The sequence below is a fragment of the Porphyromonas catoniae ATCC 51270 genome (assembly GCF_000565015.1).
Taxonomy (GTDB): domain Bacteria; phylum Bacteroidota; class Bacteroidia; order Bacteroidales; family Porphyromonadaceae; genus Porphyromonas; species Porphyromonas catoniae.
In genome coordinates this window covers 51,443-68,597 of the sequence record NZ_JDFF01000012.1, presented here as the reverse complement: position 1 = coordinate 68,597, position 17,155 = coordinate 51,443, and the positions used below count along the sequence as shown (strand labels likewise).

Here is a 17,155-nt window from a genome sequence, read left to right as displayed (position 1 = left end):
TTACCCTCATGGCACATACATCCATAGTACATAGCTTTCACACAAGTAACATTAAACTGACGAGAGTATGAAAAACATTCTCATCATTGGGTCTACGGGTCAGATCGGCACAGAGCTGGCACTGACACTCCGTAAGATCTATCCTACCGTCATCGCTGGCTATATCCCTGCTGCCCCACCTAAGGGCGAGCTACTGGAGAGTGGTCCATCGGAGATTGTAGACATTACGAACCCCGACCAAATAGCCGAGGTAGTACGCCGTCATAAGGTCGATACCATCTTCAACCTCGCAGCCTTGCTTAGCGCCGTAGCAGAAGCAAAGCCTCAGCTAGCATGGAAGATTGGACTCGGGGGGCTATTCAACGTGCTTGAGGTGGCAAGAGAAGAGGGCTGTGCTGTCTTTACCCCTAGCTCCATCGGCTCCTTTGGACCAGAGACACCACACGATAAGACCCCACAGGATACCATCCAGCGCCCCAAGACTATGTATGGTGTGACCAAAGTCTCTGGAGAGCTACTCAGTGACTACTATCACAAGCGATTTGGGGTGGATACACGCTCCGTACGTTTCCCCGGACTGATTTCAAACGTAGCACCTCCAGGAGGAGGGACGACAGACTATGCCGTAGATATCTATTACGCAGCTGTGCGCGAAGGGCATTTCCATTGCCCTCTAAAGCCTGGTACCTACATGGACATGATGTACATGCCTGATGCCCTGCGTGCTTGTATCGAACTGATGGAAGCAGACCCCACGAAGCTCATACACCGCAATTCGTTTAACGTCACTGCTATGAGCTTTGATCCCGAGGAGATCGCTAACTCAATCCGTGCCGTCATCCCTAGCTTCACGATGGAATACGAACTCGATCCGCTACGCCAAGGCATCGCGGATTCTTGGCCCAACTCCCTCGATGATAGCTGCGCACGTGCCGAATGGGGCTGGCAACCCAAGTATGACCTCCCCTCCATGACGGCCGATATGATTGAGACCATTCGACGTAGAGGCTAGAGGCCGCAACCTACTCTGGACAACCTAGGAAGCTCAATAACACCACAAACACCCTCCCTGTAAGCCCAGTCAAGATAACCTAACAGGATCTACCCACAGGGTCTCAGTGAGTTTGCTAGGATACCCTAGGCTCTCTAGCCAGACGAAGTAAAACAGCCCCCACCAGCATCTGCCGGTGGGGGCTGTTTGTTGCTTATTTAGAATAGGGGCGATTACTCTAGCTCTTCATTGTCCTCGAGGAGCTGCTGATGGAAGGCCTTGTCCTCAAGGATCTCAGCAAACACTGCTTCAGACTCCGCCTTGAAGGCTAGGAAGCTCTCTTGCTTGACAGCTCTCTTCAGTGCTTCTCGAGCCTCATCATTCTTCTTCTGTCGGGCGTAACATAGGGCCTTGAGGTACTCCACCTTACCCGTTGGATTCAGCTGGTTCAAAACAACGAGCGCACGCTCATCATCCCCAAGCCCTGCGAAAGCTACTGCAGCGTTGTAGTCAGGGTACTTACGGAAGATCTCCAGTGCACCGTGGTAGTCTCGTGCTGCCATACGCTCAAGCCCCTGCTTATATTCCTCAGCGGACTCTACCTTGTCACTCCAACGCTCGATGAGCGATGCATCAACGAGGTCGTTGATCCCTGATATAACAAAGCTCAGCGTATCCAAGCCTCTCTGTGACCACGTGCTCTTATCCATTGCAGTGACACGTGCACCTACGGCGACACGGATCTTCTTCTGGATCTGTGGCGTCACATCAATATCCCTGCTGTAGAGATAGACAAACTCTTGGTTAGGATTGATGGTCTGCTCTAGGTGAGCACTGTCAATGAGAGGGAAGCTCACCATGTGGCGACGATAGGCGTCTTGGTTTTGCTTCTTGTTCTCATTGCGTGCGATGGCTCGGAAGTCATAGGTGTGTCGAGAGAGCTCCAGAGAGTCACGCTCTGTGAGCGACTTATTCTCTAGCGAGTCAATCGTCAGCCCACGTAGGTAAATATTACGATATATCCGAGGGACGTTACGCACTGTTATCTGACGCTCCTTGCGAGCCAAGTACTTCGCTTCACGCTCAGGCGTGTAGACAGAGTCGAAGCGATGGCGTAGGCCTACACTATCCTTCCCAGCTAGGTCTTCACGATAGGTATTACGGAGCATGTTAAGTGCCCTATTATGGTAGGCCGCATCGTAGTTACCCTTGACCTCCACATTGTATTGGAAGTAGCGAGTCTCCATCTTACGTCGCCAGTTCTCGTAGCCCAATAGGCGGTTTAGCTGAGACTTATAGGCGTAGTAATAGTCACCTTGGAAGCGTTGCATCACCGTTTGGAAACGCTTCTGGTCAAAGAATACGCTATCGTACTTTGCTGAGTCTACAAGGCTCTCCTTAAACATCCCAAAGGCTTTCAGCTCCTTCGCCTGCACCTTAGCAAACTCCTTCCCCTTGAGCACAACGGGAGGCAGGACAAACGATGTATCACCGCTCATCACAGTCGGAGAAAGAACCATCTGATAGCGATCATCCATAAAACCACGAGGAATCTTAATCAGGAAGGTTAGGTTCACCTTCCCCTTACGTAGCGTAGAGATCTTCACACGAGGGCGTTCAGCCGTGATGGTGACTTCCTTGATCGAGAAGGTCTTGATGCCGTCATCCCCCTTCTGGACGCTATCTAAAGCCTTATTAGTACGCTTCAACGTATCGACCTTCTGCTGGTAGGTAACGATCTCAGAGAGCTGTCCCATACGACCCGCCTGCTCCTCCTTCTCTGTCGGGAGTAGGACCTGTGGGCGTTGAGACTGGAAGAAAAGTTTCTTGGTCATTGGCTCACCACACGAAGCAAGCATAACCACTGCTAGCAGACAAGCTGCGCGCTGTATCATTTGAGTTGGTTTCATCTTATAGGAAAGGAGGGTTAGAGCACGTAAACCAAGCTAAGCGAGACGCGTGTAGGGAGGATGAGCGTACGTGTCATATCCTTGCGTAGGACTACATCACGGGCATTCAGCAGATCATACTGTGTATAGACGACCGAAGCTCCTAGCTCAGCCTCAATGTTCCAGTGCGTGGAGAGTTCGTGCGAATATCCAGCAGAGAGTCCACCTCCATAGAGGAAGCCCTTAGAATAGTTACGATCAAACTTATCCAATCCATACTTATATATGGAGACAACCCCATGTAGACCAAAGAACAGCCCACGATTGTACGTCCCTTTCGCCCAGTAACGCAGGCTTGGCGTGAAGGTTGCGTTCTCGGTATGCTCCACAGTACTCCAGTCGAAGCGATCCTTAGAGTCCAGCTTAGCGTTGTGATAAGCTGTATGGATTAGTCCTGTGGGCAAAGGGATGCCGAACTTAAAGGGCTTTACCTGCAGGGAGAGCTGTAGCGATACTCGTGATCCAAGCCCGATAGAAGGCTCGACATTGATATTCCCAGTCAGCAAAGAGGGAATATTAGTACTGATGCTAAAGCTCTGAGCCCAACTAGAGGAAATACCGCACAGCAAGGCCACAATAGCACACAGAAATAGACGTCTTGTCATCGAATATGGGGTTTTAAATTATTCATAAACCAACACCCCGCTTTCACAAGCCAGAGTGTGACTAGGCGGACAAAGGTACAAATTCTTCCCATTATGAAGCCCCCTCCTACCTAAAATCTTCTGTGAATACATCGGCATATCGGGGCTATACGCCATCTAAACTTTTTATTACATTCCCATCTACCTTCCCCAGTCTAATATACTTCACCCTTCTCACTTCAAAAACAACACATACCCAAGAGGAATTTGAGCACTAAACTGAGGAAACAGAGAAGACTGACATACAACAAGATAGAAATCACAAAAATAGAATATCCATGAGTTACCATAAGTCGTTGCAACGAGTTACCATAAGTCGTTGGAGCGACTTACCACAACTCGCTCAGACGAGTTACCATAACTCCCTGAAACGAGTTATGGTAACTTGCTGAGAACTCATCACCAAACAGTCCTGCACACACTGGGCTACATCAATAAAAAGCTCCCCTAAACGGGGAGATAGCCCTCCAAAGAAGGGGAAAATACAGGAGCTATGCGAGAAAAAAAGGTGTATACAAAATAGAGTAAGACTTAATCGTAGTAGGTATAGGAAAATTTCTCGAGGTACTCTTTAGGTTTGCTACCCTTAGTCTCTTGGACGTGTAGTCGCTGTGTCACATTGCCTCGGTTATCATACCTCTGGTTTACATAATAGTCTTCATGCTCCGATTCGGTTCGTTGCATGGTATTTCTATCCTTACTCTTGCGACGAAGGTAGTAGAGGCGCGAAAGGAAGGTGTCCTGAGGGTCATACTCGTAAGTTGCATCTGTGTAGCTGTAGAACCAGCGATACCCCCCTCCACCGAAGATCTCTGGTGCTAGGGGGACCTCCGATGCTTCCTTGATGAGGCGTCCTTTACTATCATACTCCCTCGTTATAACAGTTGAGGGTCTAGTTCGCTCATATGTCCCGTTCCGCACCTCCCTCACCCTACGTTCTCCTTCATAGAAGAAATCACGATAGTAGGCCTTGGCAAATCGGGCGCCAGGTGCAGGGAAAGACTCTATACGCTGAAGACGGCCTGCTCTCCACGTATATTCTATAGTTTGTATCGGCGCATCTGCTTGGTCGTACTGCTTGATTGTAGTGAGTTGCCCCTTTAGATTGGCTTTGTAGTCATAGGTATAATAGGATGTCCTAGCCCCATCCTCCGAGTTTTCTCGACTAAGATTGCTCACTTGGATAAGGTTACCCTGAGCATCATAAGCCTTGACTATATGGGAAGTCTCTTCATAGACTCCACCATCCGAAAGGTACTCTGTGATGTCCTCCGTGAGCAGCCCCTCTTCACTATAGTGCATCGTCCTACGTCGCTTGCTACTTATGAACTCGTGGCCTTCCCATTCGATGATAAGCGTCTTGACTTTATGCACGTCCTTCTTGCCTTCCTTACCTTTCCCTCCTTGCTCGCCTCCTGCCCCTTGCCCTTTCTGCTCCTGCTTATGTGGCCTGGTCGGCGTAGGCTCCTCCCCCTTCCGGCTGTCTTTGCACGACAAGAGGGTGAGGACGAAACAAGCTACGAGACAGAGGGTGATATTTCGATATATTTTCATCGCTGTACAGTATAGGCAGTCCCACCCAAGGCCTATTAAAAGACCTTGGATAAGAGACTACATATAAAACGAATGCTACTTCCTGTTACGGCTTTGAGGACGTAGGCGAGTATTATCTACGTAGACGGAGTAGTTGACAGAGACATTCAGCTGGAGATCTGTTAGATCTAGTGACCTGGATATGGACTGGAAGGCGTTATACGAGTAAGGTGATGATGGAGCCACAGCTTCCCAACCTTCCTTTGTTTCGTACTCCAACTCTTGGATAAACTCAACAAATTGCTCACTTTCGCCTGTCCTACTTCCTCCTAGACCTGTACCCAAGACGCCATTGTGATAGGCCTCTGGACGGATAGCGAGCTTTACTCGAAGGAGGACACGGTCGTTACGGTCATCCTCTGCGAAACCACAGTCATTAGACTGAGCCTTGTACACATTAATGAAGGTAAGACTTCGTAACCCATAGAGTAGCTGTTTACCATCAGGCATAAGAGAGAACTCTCTCTGTGCAGGGCGTGTCTTTGGTTTCGTCTTTGCTACATACTCTACCTTCGCATCTACAAGGCGGACATGTGCATTGTTTGATATCTGGTATTTACCTTTAGCCGAAGCATGCACACTAATGTCTCGAAGTAGAACAGTCACCGTATTATACTTTGACTTCGGGATGAACTGCGTCTTTCTGTATGAGTATGATGTCGTATTAGACATACGGACAAGGCTAGCATCATAGAGATGCTTAACCGTAAAGGAGATGGGAGCTCCAACATTCTTCTCCGATGGGATAGCACCTTTAATGATGAAGTCTGCTACCTTATTGGGATTGATCGCCCCCTCAAGACCCAGCTGAGCATCTCCGCCACGCTGGATGAGGTGGACACGGCTATTCGAGACTACTTCATTCTTCTTTATGCTTCCATCAATATTAATGGAGGCAAATGAGGTCTTCAGAGAGGTCATCAAGACGTCTGACTTCTCTGAGCTCTCATAAAGAAGGTAATAGATACGTCCGTAGGATACAGAGGAGATGTAACAGATTGGGTTACCTGACCCAGTGTAAGGTGCGAGGTCACTCCTCTGGATATTGTCCGTGAAGACTCCCTTGAAGCCTTCGGGATCTTCGTAGCTCAGGGTATAGAAACGCTGGTAAAGCTTTACCAGTACATAGCTTTTCCTCTCGCTGAAGTCTGTCCTAAAAGCTGCTTGTATCTTGCCAAAGAACTTATCTATATCAAGCCCCGTAGCGATCGCAGTCTCCTTCAGACTATGGACCACCTCCATAGAGTACGAGGTACTAGCAGGGATGCCACTCTCTCGCCAGCGACGAAGTAGATTGTTCTGCGCTTGAAGCACACTACTCTCATTCATTGTCTTGACAGGCTCTGACCAAGAGCCTTCTTGGTCCTTCCCTGTAAGTCGAGAGTCAGCACCAGATACGATCTGTAGGAGGATCTTCCCAGGTTTACGCTTGCTCACTATGGGGATTGCCGTTGGGACATTATCCCCACGGATCGAGGCTCCTTGTATCAAGCAACCAGGCCATAGTATGGAAGCCCATGGGTCGAGGATAGCGAACTCTTCAGAGCGACCTATGTAGTCATAGTGTTCCTCGGTAGAGACCTTGTCACAGTCTCTATTCTCGCCTGTGTACTCCAACTTTTGGATACCAGCACTTTCTTTCTTTAGGGTATCGCACTTGGTTAGTTCGGTCTTAGGCTTTGCTCCTTCAGGGAGCTTACCAGCGGACTGTAGTAGTGCAGCTACTTCGCGGATGTTCTGAGGATCATTTGATCCACCCTTGTTGGGGTCTACGTCCTTTTGCTTACAGGAGGCAAAGAGACCAAGACCAACGAATGCCACGAGGGCAAGGAGATTCTGCTTCATTGCTTTTTATTAGTTAGATGTGTGAATAATGCTTCTATATCTAGACTACTCATTAAGGGAGCCTTTCAGCTGTGTACTTAGATGGTAGTGGAGCGTAAACTCAATCGGGCAGAACCGATGAGACCCCTTGTATCCGAGACGTTGGAAGGGGGCATCCACGGCACTTACCTTACCATCATCCTCTATGAACCAGCCTCGTGTAGGACTGTAACGAAATTCTATGCTCCGCACAATATCCTGGGGCGGATCGTACTCGTATCCGCCCGCATAGCGGACCGTCTTATACAACAGGTTAATACTCAATCTAATATGTCCGACAGGAGTCTTACCAAAGGCTGGAAGCTCGATGTTGGGGAAGTAATGCGTAAATCCATCCTGATAGCTCTGTGGGTAATCCCTAAGTCGAGCAGCCACGTCAATCACATTCTCCTCCTTGTTATCCGTGCTATACGACACTTGGATATGCTTAATGTGGACACTTGACCTATTGCTAATCTCATCATAGTTTGCTCCAGGCTCTGCGTATTTCCCCGCACCTTTTCCCTCGAGCCTTAGCCCAGAGATGATGATCTTGTTGTCGTCTTCCTCTGGCTCGTAGTCATCGAAGGAGTAACGTCCCTCCATCTTATGAGGTATGATAACGGTCTTCAGGTTCTTTAGATACTTGATGGTACAAGTAATCGGGATACCATAGCGAATATGTGCACCCGTTGCGGTAGAGATAAGGAACTTATTCAGCTCAGCCATTGAAGGAAGCATACTAACATCTGTCGTAAAGATATCTCGGCCTCCCTCTAGGTGAAGGTATATCCTCACATTCCGAAGGGTCTGCTTCGTATTCGGGAGTTTATCCAGCACTTTACGTCCAATGTTTTTAATCCGATCACCACTGGGGAGCTGTTTCTCTAGGATTTGCTTGAGCTCGGTGCTATCGCTGTAGGTACGGCGTGTCTCCTCAACGAGTGCTACGAAGCGACGCCCATAGGTCACAGAGGAGACATAGCCCAATGGATCACCTTTACCCGTGTAGCTACTGAGCTTCTCCGCAGTAAGGCTAGGTTTGAAAAGAGCTGAACCTGTCTCTGGAGTATCATAGACGAGCGTAAAGAACTTTTGTCTAAAGGTCAGGATAAACTTCAGCGTATTATCCGTCCAGCGTACGGCACGAAACTCTTTGTATTTCTTACCATTCTCTAGCTCACTCTGTGGCACACGTAGGTAGTAGGCAGCCTCACCCAGCGTACGTACCGTGTGGATGCTATACTCAAGATTGGCGGGTAGCTCACCCTCATTTGCTGCAACGAGTGAGTTAATCTGCTTTGTCACCTCAGAGAAGCGAAAGTCGGTCAACTCACGAGTAAGATCCCTCGAGCCATTGACAACGGCCATCGTCACACGCCCTGGACATCGGTATTCATTTAATTCTCTAAGACTCTCGATTTGAGAGCTCTTGAGAGACTTAACATGAATAATATTCCCCGGCCAGATAGCCTCTTCGCTCAGTTTAGGAATATAGTCGTCATCCGTACGGTAACCGTAGAAATCAAAGATTCTCCGTATCTTCCTATAGTAGCCTGGACGGACGACATCATAGCTATCGCTACCCTTATGCTCTACGACAGGCTTCCCTCCCTCAGTGATATCATACCTCGTCTCTTTGGGCTCGACGGCTCGGAGTTTTCCTTGGATAAGTTCACCACCAATAGATAGCACCGAGTCGATACTATTTCTCCAGTAGGTGTGCTCGGGACTCTCGGTAGGCTGGGGATCTATCTCTCGGCTCTTGCAACTTACCACAAGGCAAAGAGCTAAAGTCATCAGGAAGAGAAATAGGAAATTCGTTTGGTTTGTAAGTCTCATATCTTCACGTATTTTCTTCGGTGCTTACATGCTACAACTGCAGTAGTTTACTTTACATAGAGCGGAGGAGGGGCCATGGGACTTGCATGTACCTCACTACCTCTTTGAGGGTAGGATGGTGATCAGACTTGATCACAGAGCATAGAGTGGGGACTGATAGGAGCGGGATGGATGGTGCATTTATTAGGCACACAAAGAGACTGAAGGGAGTAGCCTCTCTTTCTATATCTTTGCTTATGTTTGCTCCTCTATGTACCATAGCAAGGAACGTTCTTCTCCCACAAAGGTAAGCAAATAATCTTCACTCTGAAATTCAAAACAGATACTTATTATCAACAAGTTAAACAAAGACAACCTTCCTAGAACACACATCATTCCACTTCTCATCCAGGAAAATCTCAGCTTAAATATCTACAAGACCTCTACCCGTCCGAGATGAGACATGAGAAGCCCCCAAAGCCAAAGTACGAAGTATACCAACTTCCTCCACCATACCCCAGAAGGGTAGGTAGAGAGTTACCATAAGTCATCAAAACGAGTTACCATAAGTCGTTGGAGCGACTTACCACAACTCGCTCAGACGAGTTACCATAACTCGCTCAGACGAGTTACCATAACTCTCTGAAACGAGTTATGGCAACTCATTAAAAGCAGATTCAACAAAAACATTTCCCTCTGGCACACAGTCGATTACCCATCTCACCTAAAGGCATAACGAATTTCCTCATATTATCCATGGCCACTTACATCAAAAAATAAAGCCCCCTACTCAGAGCCTCGATGAGGGGACGGAGAATAGGGGGCGCATCCGAAGCAATCAATAAGGATGCAGAGAGAATAAGACCAAAGCCTTATTAGGAGACTGAGACTTTAATCTAAGCAGGTTGCCAAATGTAGATGCTAGATAGCGGTATGCTCAACTCTAGCTCTCTGTGGACTCACCTCTGCACCTGGTGCTACAGAGGCTACCAACACTAGTGCTTATGTTGCTCAAAAAAACGACGAGCAAAAGCCCGGCAAACATGGGGCAGACGAACAGCCTTCTGTACCGGGAGGACAGTACGGCAACGTAGATAGTAGGCCTTCTCAAGCTCAGCTTCCTTGATGCGAGCCGAGAGGGATTGCTCAAGGAAGGCGTTTAGTTCTTCTTCGGTGAGCGTCTTGTCAGACTTGCGGACACGACCACCGAGGGCTTCGCCTTCACGCCAGAGCTGGAAACGTTTCTCGTCTAGCTCGTTGAGGATGGACATGACTCCATCGGCTTCCTTTTCCGTCAGCTCGAGGTGTTGGATGAGATAGGCTCGCTTCTCTGCTCGGATACGCTCACGCATCGAGGCCATACGCTCCTGCTTATTGCCACGAGGGCGTTCACGTTTCGCTGTGGATTGCTCTTGCTTCTGAGCCAAAAGACGCTCGTGCCTTGCCCTAGCTCGCTCGTGCCTTTGCTCTTGCAGTCGCTCATGAAGCAGGGCAAGACGCTGTCGCTGGTGGTCAAGACGCTGCTCATACCTCGCCCTATCTCGCCTCCAGTGAGAGCCTGTCTGCTGGGCCTCGGCAGTAAGACCTACCCCCAGAGCAATCGTGAGGAGGCCATAGACAATCTTCTTCATCATAAACAATAGAGTTAATAGTAACTAGAATACGAAGTCGAAGCAAAGCCTGCTTCACCCAAGAAGAGAGATTTATCAGCATCATACGCAGCGACCTGCCCTCCATATTCGGCATAATAGGCACTGTAGTCTTCGTCCTGCACCTCAGCAGTCGTAGTAGCGACCCGCTGAGTGCCTTCCTTATGTGCTGGGCTGAAAAAGGTGCGGAAGATGAGGTTCATCGAGACGAAGACAGCCGCCAGATAAACGATCGGACGTACACGTATCCATAGTGAAGGACGTGCATGCTCGGGGTTATCCTCCTGCGGGGTCTCGGGTAGACGAGCGAGGATACGCTCCTCGAGCCTATCAAAATAGCCCTCAGGGACGGAGTAGTGCTGACGACTCTCTTCAGGGGTCGGAAGTTTGGTTTGCTTATCCATATATAACTGTGAAGCACTAGACTTCAATGGGTGAGACAAGATATTAAGGGAAAGGTTTATTCTTCAGCATCAAGAAGCTCAAGAATCTTGCGATGAGCGTGGTGGTAGGATGCTTTGAGAGCGCCCTCACTCGTTCCCGTCAGCTTAGACATTTGCTCGTAAGGCATCTCATCATAGTAGCGCAGTCGGAAGACCAGTTGCTGCTTGGCAGGAAGGGTAAGGATGGCTTTCTGAAAGCGTTCCTCTACTTCATCCGCATCGAAGTACTCATCTGCATGGAGTCGAGACAATAAATACGCAGCATCAGCCTCTTCACTCGGGCTAATGCGATGCTCCTCCTCACTGCGACGTTTTTTCAGGAAGTTCAGCGCCTCGTAAGTGGCAATGCGATACAGCCAAGTCGAGACCTTCGCTTCTCCACGGAAGCCTTCTATCGCCTCCCACGCCTTAATGAACGTATTCTGAACAAGGTCGTCTGCATCTTCATGCGAATAGACCATACGGCGAATCTGCCAATAGATCTGCTTGGAGTAGAGACGCACAACAAGAGAAAACGCCACCCGCCGAGAGCTAGGCTCGGCAAGCTGGCGTTGCAATTCTTCTTCGGTAATCAGTGGGGTAGTCATCGGTGGTTCTTTACTTGGCGTCGGGGGCGAGTGACACTGTAGCGGAGCATCTTATCTCGCCCTAGAGCGATGGAGAGTGTTTCCCCTTCATTGAGTTTCCCCTCTAGTATGTAGGAGAGGAGCTTATCCTCTACGGTGTGCTGGAGCGTACGGCGGATTGGGCGCGCACCCATTGTACGATCGTTGTCGCGGAGAGCAAGCACTCGGCAAGCCTCAGGTGATACCTTTACATTATATCCTTGCTGGGTCACGCGCTCCTTCAACTGTGCTAACTCCAGCTCAAGGATGCGGACAAGGGCGTCATCAGAGAGAGGCTCGAAGGCAATGACTTCATCCAAACGGTTGAGGAATTCAGGGCTAAATGTCCGCTGTAGTGCCTTCCGTATAATACCCTCACTGCGTGTGGCTTCGTCCGACAGCTCAGCAAAGCCAACCCCTCGAGCAAAGTCTTGAGCTTGACGAGAACCCACATTACTGGTCATGATCACAATCGTATTGCGGAAGTCCACCACGTTACCCTCCGTATCGGTCAGACGACCATCCTCGAAGACCTGCAAGAGAATATTATATGTGTCCGGGTGGGCTTTCTCTATCTCGTCTAGGAGGACAAGGGAATAGGGCTTCGTGCGTATCGGCTGGGTCAGCTCTCCTCCTTCACCAAAGCCTACGTATCCCGGTGGTGATCCGATGAGACGAGAGACGGCAAAACGCTCAGAGAATTCACTCATATCGATGCGAACCATAGCATCCTCACTCCCGAAGACCTCGCGGGCAAGGGCTTTTGCTAGATACGTCTTCCCAACTCCTGTCGGTCCGAGGAAAAGCATTGAAGCAATAGGGCGACGGCTATCTCGCAGTCCAAGACGTGATCGCTGCACGGTACGGGCAATCGCTTCCACTGCCTTATCCTGCCCAATGACACGCTCTTTCAGATAGTGTGGTAGGCCGATGAGGCGCTTCAGCTCACTCTCTGTTGTAATGCGCTCTAAAGGAAGGCCTGTAAGCCGGGCAAGAGCTTGATCGACATCATCCTCAGTATATCCAAACTCCATTTGCCCTCGGTTAAGGTCTGCACGTTTGATACGAGTTCGGACCTCTGCACCAGTGGCATCCATGAGCTCAATCGCCTTGTAAGGGTATGGAAGAGCAGGCATATACCGCTCGGAGAGTATAAGAATACGCTCAAGGAGGGGCTGCAAGTCTATACCAAAGAAGTCTCCATATAGGCGACTCTTAGCAAGGAGGACTTGGTGAGTCTGCTCTTTTGTTAAGGGCTCAACGAGGATTGGATAGCAGTAGCGCGACATCAAATCACTATCATCAATACTCTGAGAGAAGCCACTACTCGTAGCTGTACCTATTAGGCGAAGCCCATGAAGCTCTAGGGCAGAGAAAATCAGCTCAGCAGCATCAACACTGGAGCCTCGCCCCCCAGACTTCATCAGATGAATATCATCAATGAAAAGAAGTACCTCTGGGTGACTACGCAGAGCCTCCACAAGCGAACGAACAGAGCTCTCTACCCCCCCTTGAAACTGTGAGCCAGCAAAAAGCCTCGCCATACTCAGCTGTAGGATATGCCTATATGGGAAGCCTTCGGGCAGCTCATCACCACGGGCAATCATCCGAGCAAGCTGACGTACAACTTCGGTCTTACCAACCTTAGGTTCACCTATAATTATTGGGCTACACTTCTTATACCGAAGGAGCAGCTGCTGAAGATGTGCTAACTGATTCTCCCGCCCAACACAAGTGTCAGGCTCTTTCTCTTCTCGCTGGAGGCGCTCAACTAAATCTACCCCAAAGTCTGCAAACGGGAAGTGACTATTGGCATTACCCCCTTGCTCTGCATCTACAGACTCCAAATGGTCTGCGAGCCCTTTGAGCATACGAAGCATTGCCTCCCCATCAATCGAAGTCTCACCATCCGGTCCTTTGGCAAAAGCGGATACAGGCTTGAAGTTCTCATCAAGGCGTACAGCTGTGATGTGTGCCCTCCCAAGTAGAGACTTCGCCGAGGACATCTGTAGCTCCCCCTCTGAGGGCATATCTGCATGCTCAGTCATCCCCTGCTGGTGTCCACTAAGTCCACCCTCCACACGAGAGAGCAGAGAGTCACGCTGGGGTACAATGTCGTGTGCAACCAGATAGGAGGAGAGAATTGTAGTCTCTTCACTGAAATAGATGCTCAATAGGAGGTGTAATGGACTTATAGCCTTATCACCTAAAAGGGTCGAAATCTCAGCAGCACGTGCAATGGTCTCGTGTGCCTCTACGTTGTATAAGATGGGCTCCGAAGCAGTCCCAGATCCCCGCTCCAGCATTTCCTCTAGTCGGCGCATCAGCTCAAGGTGAGAGAGGCCACGGTCATTAAAGAACTTGATAGCGGCACTTGTGCCTTCTTTCAATATGCCCCAGAGGAGGAGATTGGGATTGACCTCCGACACCCCGAGCTCACGAGCTTGCTCAGAGGCTAACTCAAGGGCTGAGCGAAAGGTGTCTGTATAGTTATACTTCATCTTTTCCTTTGCTTACTAAGCCTTAACCTGGATAGCATGGAGCTTAGCGTAATGACCATTTAGTGCTAGTAGCTCCTCATGTGTACCTTGCTCCACAATACGTCCACCATCGACAACACAGATAAGATCCGCATGAACGATTGTAGAGAGGCGGTGGGCAATGACAATCGTTGTGCGTCCTGTCATCAGCCGATCTAGAGCACTCTGTACAAGGCGTTCACTCTTGGTGTCAAGAGCTGATGTTGCCTCATCAAGGATGAGAATTGGGGGGTTTTTATAGACTGCACGTGCTATAGAGAGACGCTGGCGTTGCCCTCCCGAGAGCTTACCACCTCGGTCTCCAATATTCGTCTGATAGCCATCAGGAAGCACATCAATGAATTCGTCAGCATGAGCCACCTCTGCGGCACGCCGTACAGCCTCCTCTGTAGCATCTTCGATTCCAAAAGCTATGTTGTCAAAGACCGAGCCGTTGAATAGAATGGGATCTTGGTTTACATTCCCCATCAGATGTCTGAGGTCTTGTACAGCGACATCCCTTATATCAACGCCATCAATCGTGATGCTCCCCTCCACTACATCGTAGAAGCGTGGGATAAGATCAACAAGCGTGGTTTTACCCGATCCCGAGTGGCCAACAAGAGCCACCGTTTGTCCCTTGCGAATCTTGAGGTTTACATCCCGAAGAACCCATTCCTCGGCATAGCGAAAGGATACATGATGTAGCTCGATTGCGTCCTGGAAGGTCACGGGCATTGGGTACTCAGGGTCTAAGATTGTGCTCTCAGCCTTTAGAATACGATCGACACGCTCCATCGAAGCCATCCCCCTTCGAATAGCATAGAGACCTTTGCTCAGCTCCTTGAGTGGATTAATGAGGCTGTAGAAGATAACGAGGTAATAAATGAACGTAGAGGCTGTAATCTCACTTGATTGAGCAAGAATGAGTGAACCTCCATACCAAAGGACTATGACGATAGCAATCGTGCCCAAGAACTCACTCATCGGATGTGCTAAGAGCTGCCTACGCCCTACACCGATGACCGTACGTCTGAGCTTCTCATTGAGCGTCTCAAATCGCCTAGCCACATACTCCTCTGCTGTGAAAGCCTTCACAATGCGAAGACCTCCTAGCGTTTCCTCCACTTGGCTAATCAACTCTCCGGACTGATTCTGAGCCTCTAGGCTTGTACGCTTGAGCGACTTCCCCACTCGTCCCATGATAAACCCTGCGATGGGCAGGACAAAGATTACAAAGAGGGTGAGCTCCCAGCTAATGATAAACATCGACCCAAGGTACACAGTGATTAGGATGGGATTTTTTAGGAGCAGGTCAAGCGAACTCATCACAGAGTTCTCCACCTCCCCAACATCACCTGTGATACGAGCCAGCACATCTCCTTTACGCTCCTCGCTGAAGAAGGCAAGGGGTAGTGAGAGGATCTTACGATTCATCATATTGCGAAGGTCACGCACCACCCCTGTACGCATTGGGATCAGGAAGAACCCTCCAAGATAGGTAGCCCCAACCTTGAGCATCGTCATCAGGACAAGGTACACCCCGAGTACAATGAGCGTATAGGAGCCACCCTTCGTCTCGATCATATTAGAGACAGCATAACCAAAGTTGTGAGACAGTACCTGGGGTAGTTGTCTCCATCCCTCTTGAGAGGCTAGGTCAAGCGTTGACCAAGGAATAAACGTCGTGACCCGACCCTCGATCTGGAAGAGGATATTTAAGATCGGCATCACGAGGGAGAACGCCACAAGATTAAGTAGCGCACTAAGTATATTAAAGAAGACAGCGAGAGATAAAAGCCCCTTGTATTTAGGGGCAATAAATCGCTGCACAAGCATCAAAATATCTTTCATCCAAAATCATTAACAATGCCACTCTAGCCTACTTGACTTTATTATAACGGCTAGATGGCACACCGAAATGAATACAATAATTATACCAAAGTTACGACTTTCCGCTCACTCCCTTGTGGCAAAGCCCCCTCTCTCCACCTCAATAAACCAAAAAGAAGCCCCTACCACATACATCTTGAATATGCGGTAGGGGCTAGATGGATCCCCAAAGGGGCTATACAGAGGCTATATACCTACACCTCCGCCACCAGGCTGGCCACTATCAGCACCAGGTTTCCCTGGCTGAGGAGTCTTGGGCTTAGCATCCTTTGCCTTGGGGTTGTGAACCCCGATGGAGACTCGCTGTGCTGACCGACGCATATCCGCCTTCGGAGCAAATCGCACCACGGGATGGCGAAGGGAGTGGAGGGTGACGTCCTCCTCCTTATCCACCATACGTACGGGGACGGTGACACGGAGTGAGCCCAGCTCGCCAAGATCTACAGCTCGACCTTCCTCCAGGGCACGGAGGACGAAGCGAGAGAGGGCTGAGATAGCAGCTCGGACATCGGCATGGGTGAGTGACGTAGAGTAGACGATTTCGTTCTCTACTTCTTTGAGAGAAACACGATCATAGTGCTTGCGCTTTGCATAGAAGACAGTCTGTCCTTTACGCTTGCCAAGATTGAGCTTCTTGGACTTTACTTCAAAGTGAATCATAGTAGTTACTTAAATAAAAAAGAATACATAGGTAGTCGTTTCCATCTCAGGTTTCCCCTCATATCAGACAGGTACGCTTCGGGTCACTTGGTGCACCAAATATATAGGAGTGATCCTCGGTATACTCTAGCCGTTTTGAGGTTTATCCCTTTCGACAAGACAAAGGTAGAATGAGTTTTTTAGTCCACCAAGCCCCCCAAAGAAATTCATGCCGAGTTACTATAACTCTCCCCAAAAGTTTTTCATTCCTTAACAGAGCATCCACATCCATCTTCATCTCTCCATATAAATAGTGTACGCGCGCGAGGAGAGATAATCTCTTTTCCCATTTAGGGCAAACGATACAAACTTTATCTAACGCCCCTGACGCTGCCCTGCCATAATCATATTTTCACTCTCCTACTAAAAGCAAAACGCCCCAGCACTGAAGCAGTACTAGGGCGTTGCAGGATTTTAGAGTGCCTTGTGTACACGACTTAGGTAATACACCTACACTGTATTCTACCACAAAGATAGTACATTTTT

General features: G+C 49.2%; 12 protein-coding genes. 1 reads left to right on the top strand and 11 read right to left on the bottom strand.

All coding sequences use genetic code 11. The features are described from left to right. Window positions 1-67: 67 nt before the first annotated feature. Window positions 68-1,012 carry an NAD-dependent epimerase/dehydratase family protein gene (locus HMPREF0636_RS03820; RefSeq protein WP_044168608.1) on the top strand — a complete coding sequence of 315 codons (945 nt, stop codon included), beginning with the start codon at window positions 68-70 and terminating at the stop codon, window positions 1,010-1,012. Window positions 1,013-1,224: 212 nt separating this feature from the next. On the opposite strand, the gene HMPREF0636_RS03815 is transcribed toward HMPREF0636_RS03820, so the two are convergent. The 11 genes from HMPREF0636_RS03815 to HMPREF0636_RS03760 form a co-directional block, all read right to left on the bottom strand. Then, window positions 1,225-2,901, bottom strand: coding sequence for a tetratricopeptide repeat protein (locus HMPREF0636_RS03815; RefSeq protein ID WP_044168607.1), 1,677 nt, complete (start codon window positions 2,899-2,901; stop codon window positions 1,225-1,227). Between the two features lie 17 nt (window positions 2,902-2,918). Then, window positions 2,919-3,545, bottom strand: a complete 627-nt coding sequence (locus HMPREF0636_RS08215) for a DUF3575 domain-containing protein (protein ID WP_005467466.1) — start codon at window positions 3,543-3,545, stop codon at window positions 2,919-2,921. Between the two features lie 570 nt (window positions 3,546-4,115). After that, window positions 4,116-5,138, bottom strand: a complete 1,023-nt coding sequence (locus HMPREF0636_RS03805; RefSeq protein WP_044168605.1) for a hypothetical protein — start codon at window positions 5,136-5,138, stop codon at window positions 4,116-4,118. A gap of 75 nt (window positions 5,139-5,213) precedes the next feature. Further along, window positions 5,214-7,022 (bottom strand): thiol-activated cytolysin family protein, encoded by a 1,809-nt coding sequence (locus HMPREF0636_RS03800; RefSeq protein WP_044168604.1) that lies wholly within the window; start codon window positions 7,020-7,022, stop codon window positions 5,214-5,216. Between the two features lie 45 nt (window positions 7,023-7,067). After that, on the bottom strand, window positions 7,068-8,882 hold the full coding sequence (locus HMPREF0636_RS03795) for a thiol-activated cytolysin family protein (RefSeq protein WP_081748394.1): 1,815 nt from the start codon (window positions 8,880-8,882) through the stop codon (window positions 7,068-7,070). Window positions 8,883-9,856: 974 nt separating this feature from the next. Continuing rightward, window positions 9,857-10,495 carry a hypothetical protein gene (locus tag HMPREF0636_RS03785; protein WP_044168600.1) on the bottom strand — a complete coding sequence of 213 codons (639 nt, stop codon included), beginning with the start codon at window positions 10,493-10,495 and terminating at the stop codon, window positions 9,857-9,859. 11 nt (window positions 10,496-10,506) lie between these two features. Then, window positions 10,507-10,914: a hypothetical protein gene (locus HMPREF0636_RS08210; RefSeq protein WP_052328733.1), complete on the bottom strand. Its 408-nt coding sequence runs from the start codon at window positions 10,912-10,914 to the stop codon at window positions 10,507-10,509. Between the two features lie 56 nt (window positions 10,915-10,970). After that, on the bottom strand, window positions 10,971-11,540 hold the full coding sequence (locus HMPREF0636_RS03775) for an RNA polymerase sigma factor (RefSeq protein ID WP_044168599.1): 570 nt from the start codon (window positions 11,538-11,540) through the stop codon (window positions 10,971-10,973). Further along, window positions 11,537-14,059, bottom strand: coding sequence for an AAA family ATPase (locus tag HMPREF0636_RS08205; RefSeq protein ID WP_052328732.1), 2,523 nt, complete (start codon window positions 14,057-14,059; stop codon window positions 11,537-11,539). Before HMPREF0636_RS08205 ends, HMPREF0636_RS03775 begins: the two co-directional genes overlap by 4 nt. Before the next feature lie 15 nt (window positions 14,060-14,074). Continuing rightward, on the bottom strand, window positions 14,075-15,931 hold the full coding sequence (locus HMPREF0636_RS03765; RefSeq protein WP_044168598.1) for an ABC transporter ATP-binding protein: 1,857 nt from the start codon (window positions 15,929-15,931) through the stop codon (window positions 14,075-14,077). A 225-nt stretch (window positions 15,932-16,156) separates the two neighbouring features. Continuing rightward, window positions 16,157-16,630 (bottom strand): HU family DNA-binding protein, encoded by a 474-nt coding sequence (locus tag HMPREF0636_RS03760; protein WP_044168596.1) that lies wholly within the window; start codon window positions 16,628-16,630, stop codon window positions 16,157-16,159. Window positions 16,631-17,155 lie beyond the last annotated feature (525 nt).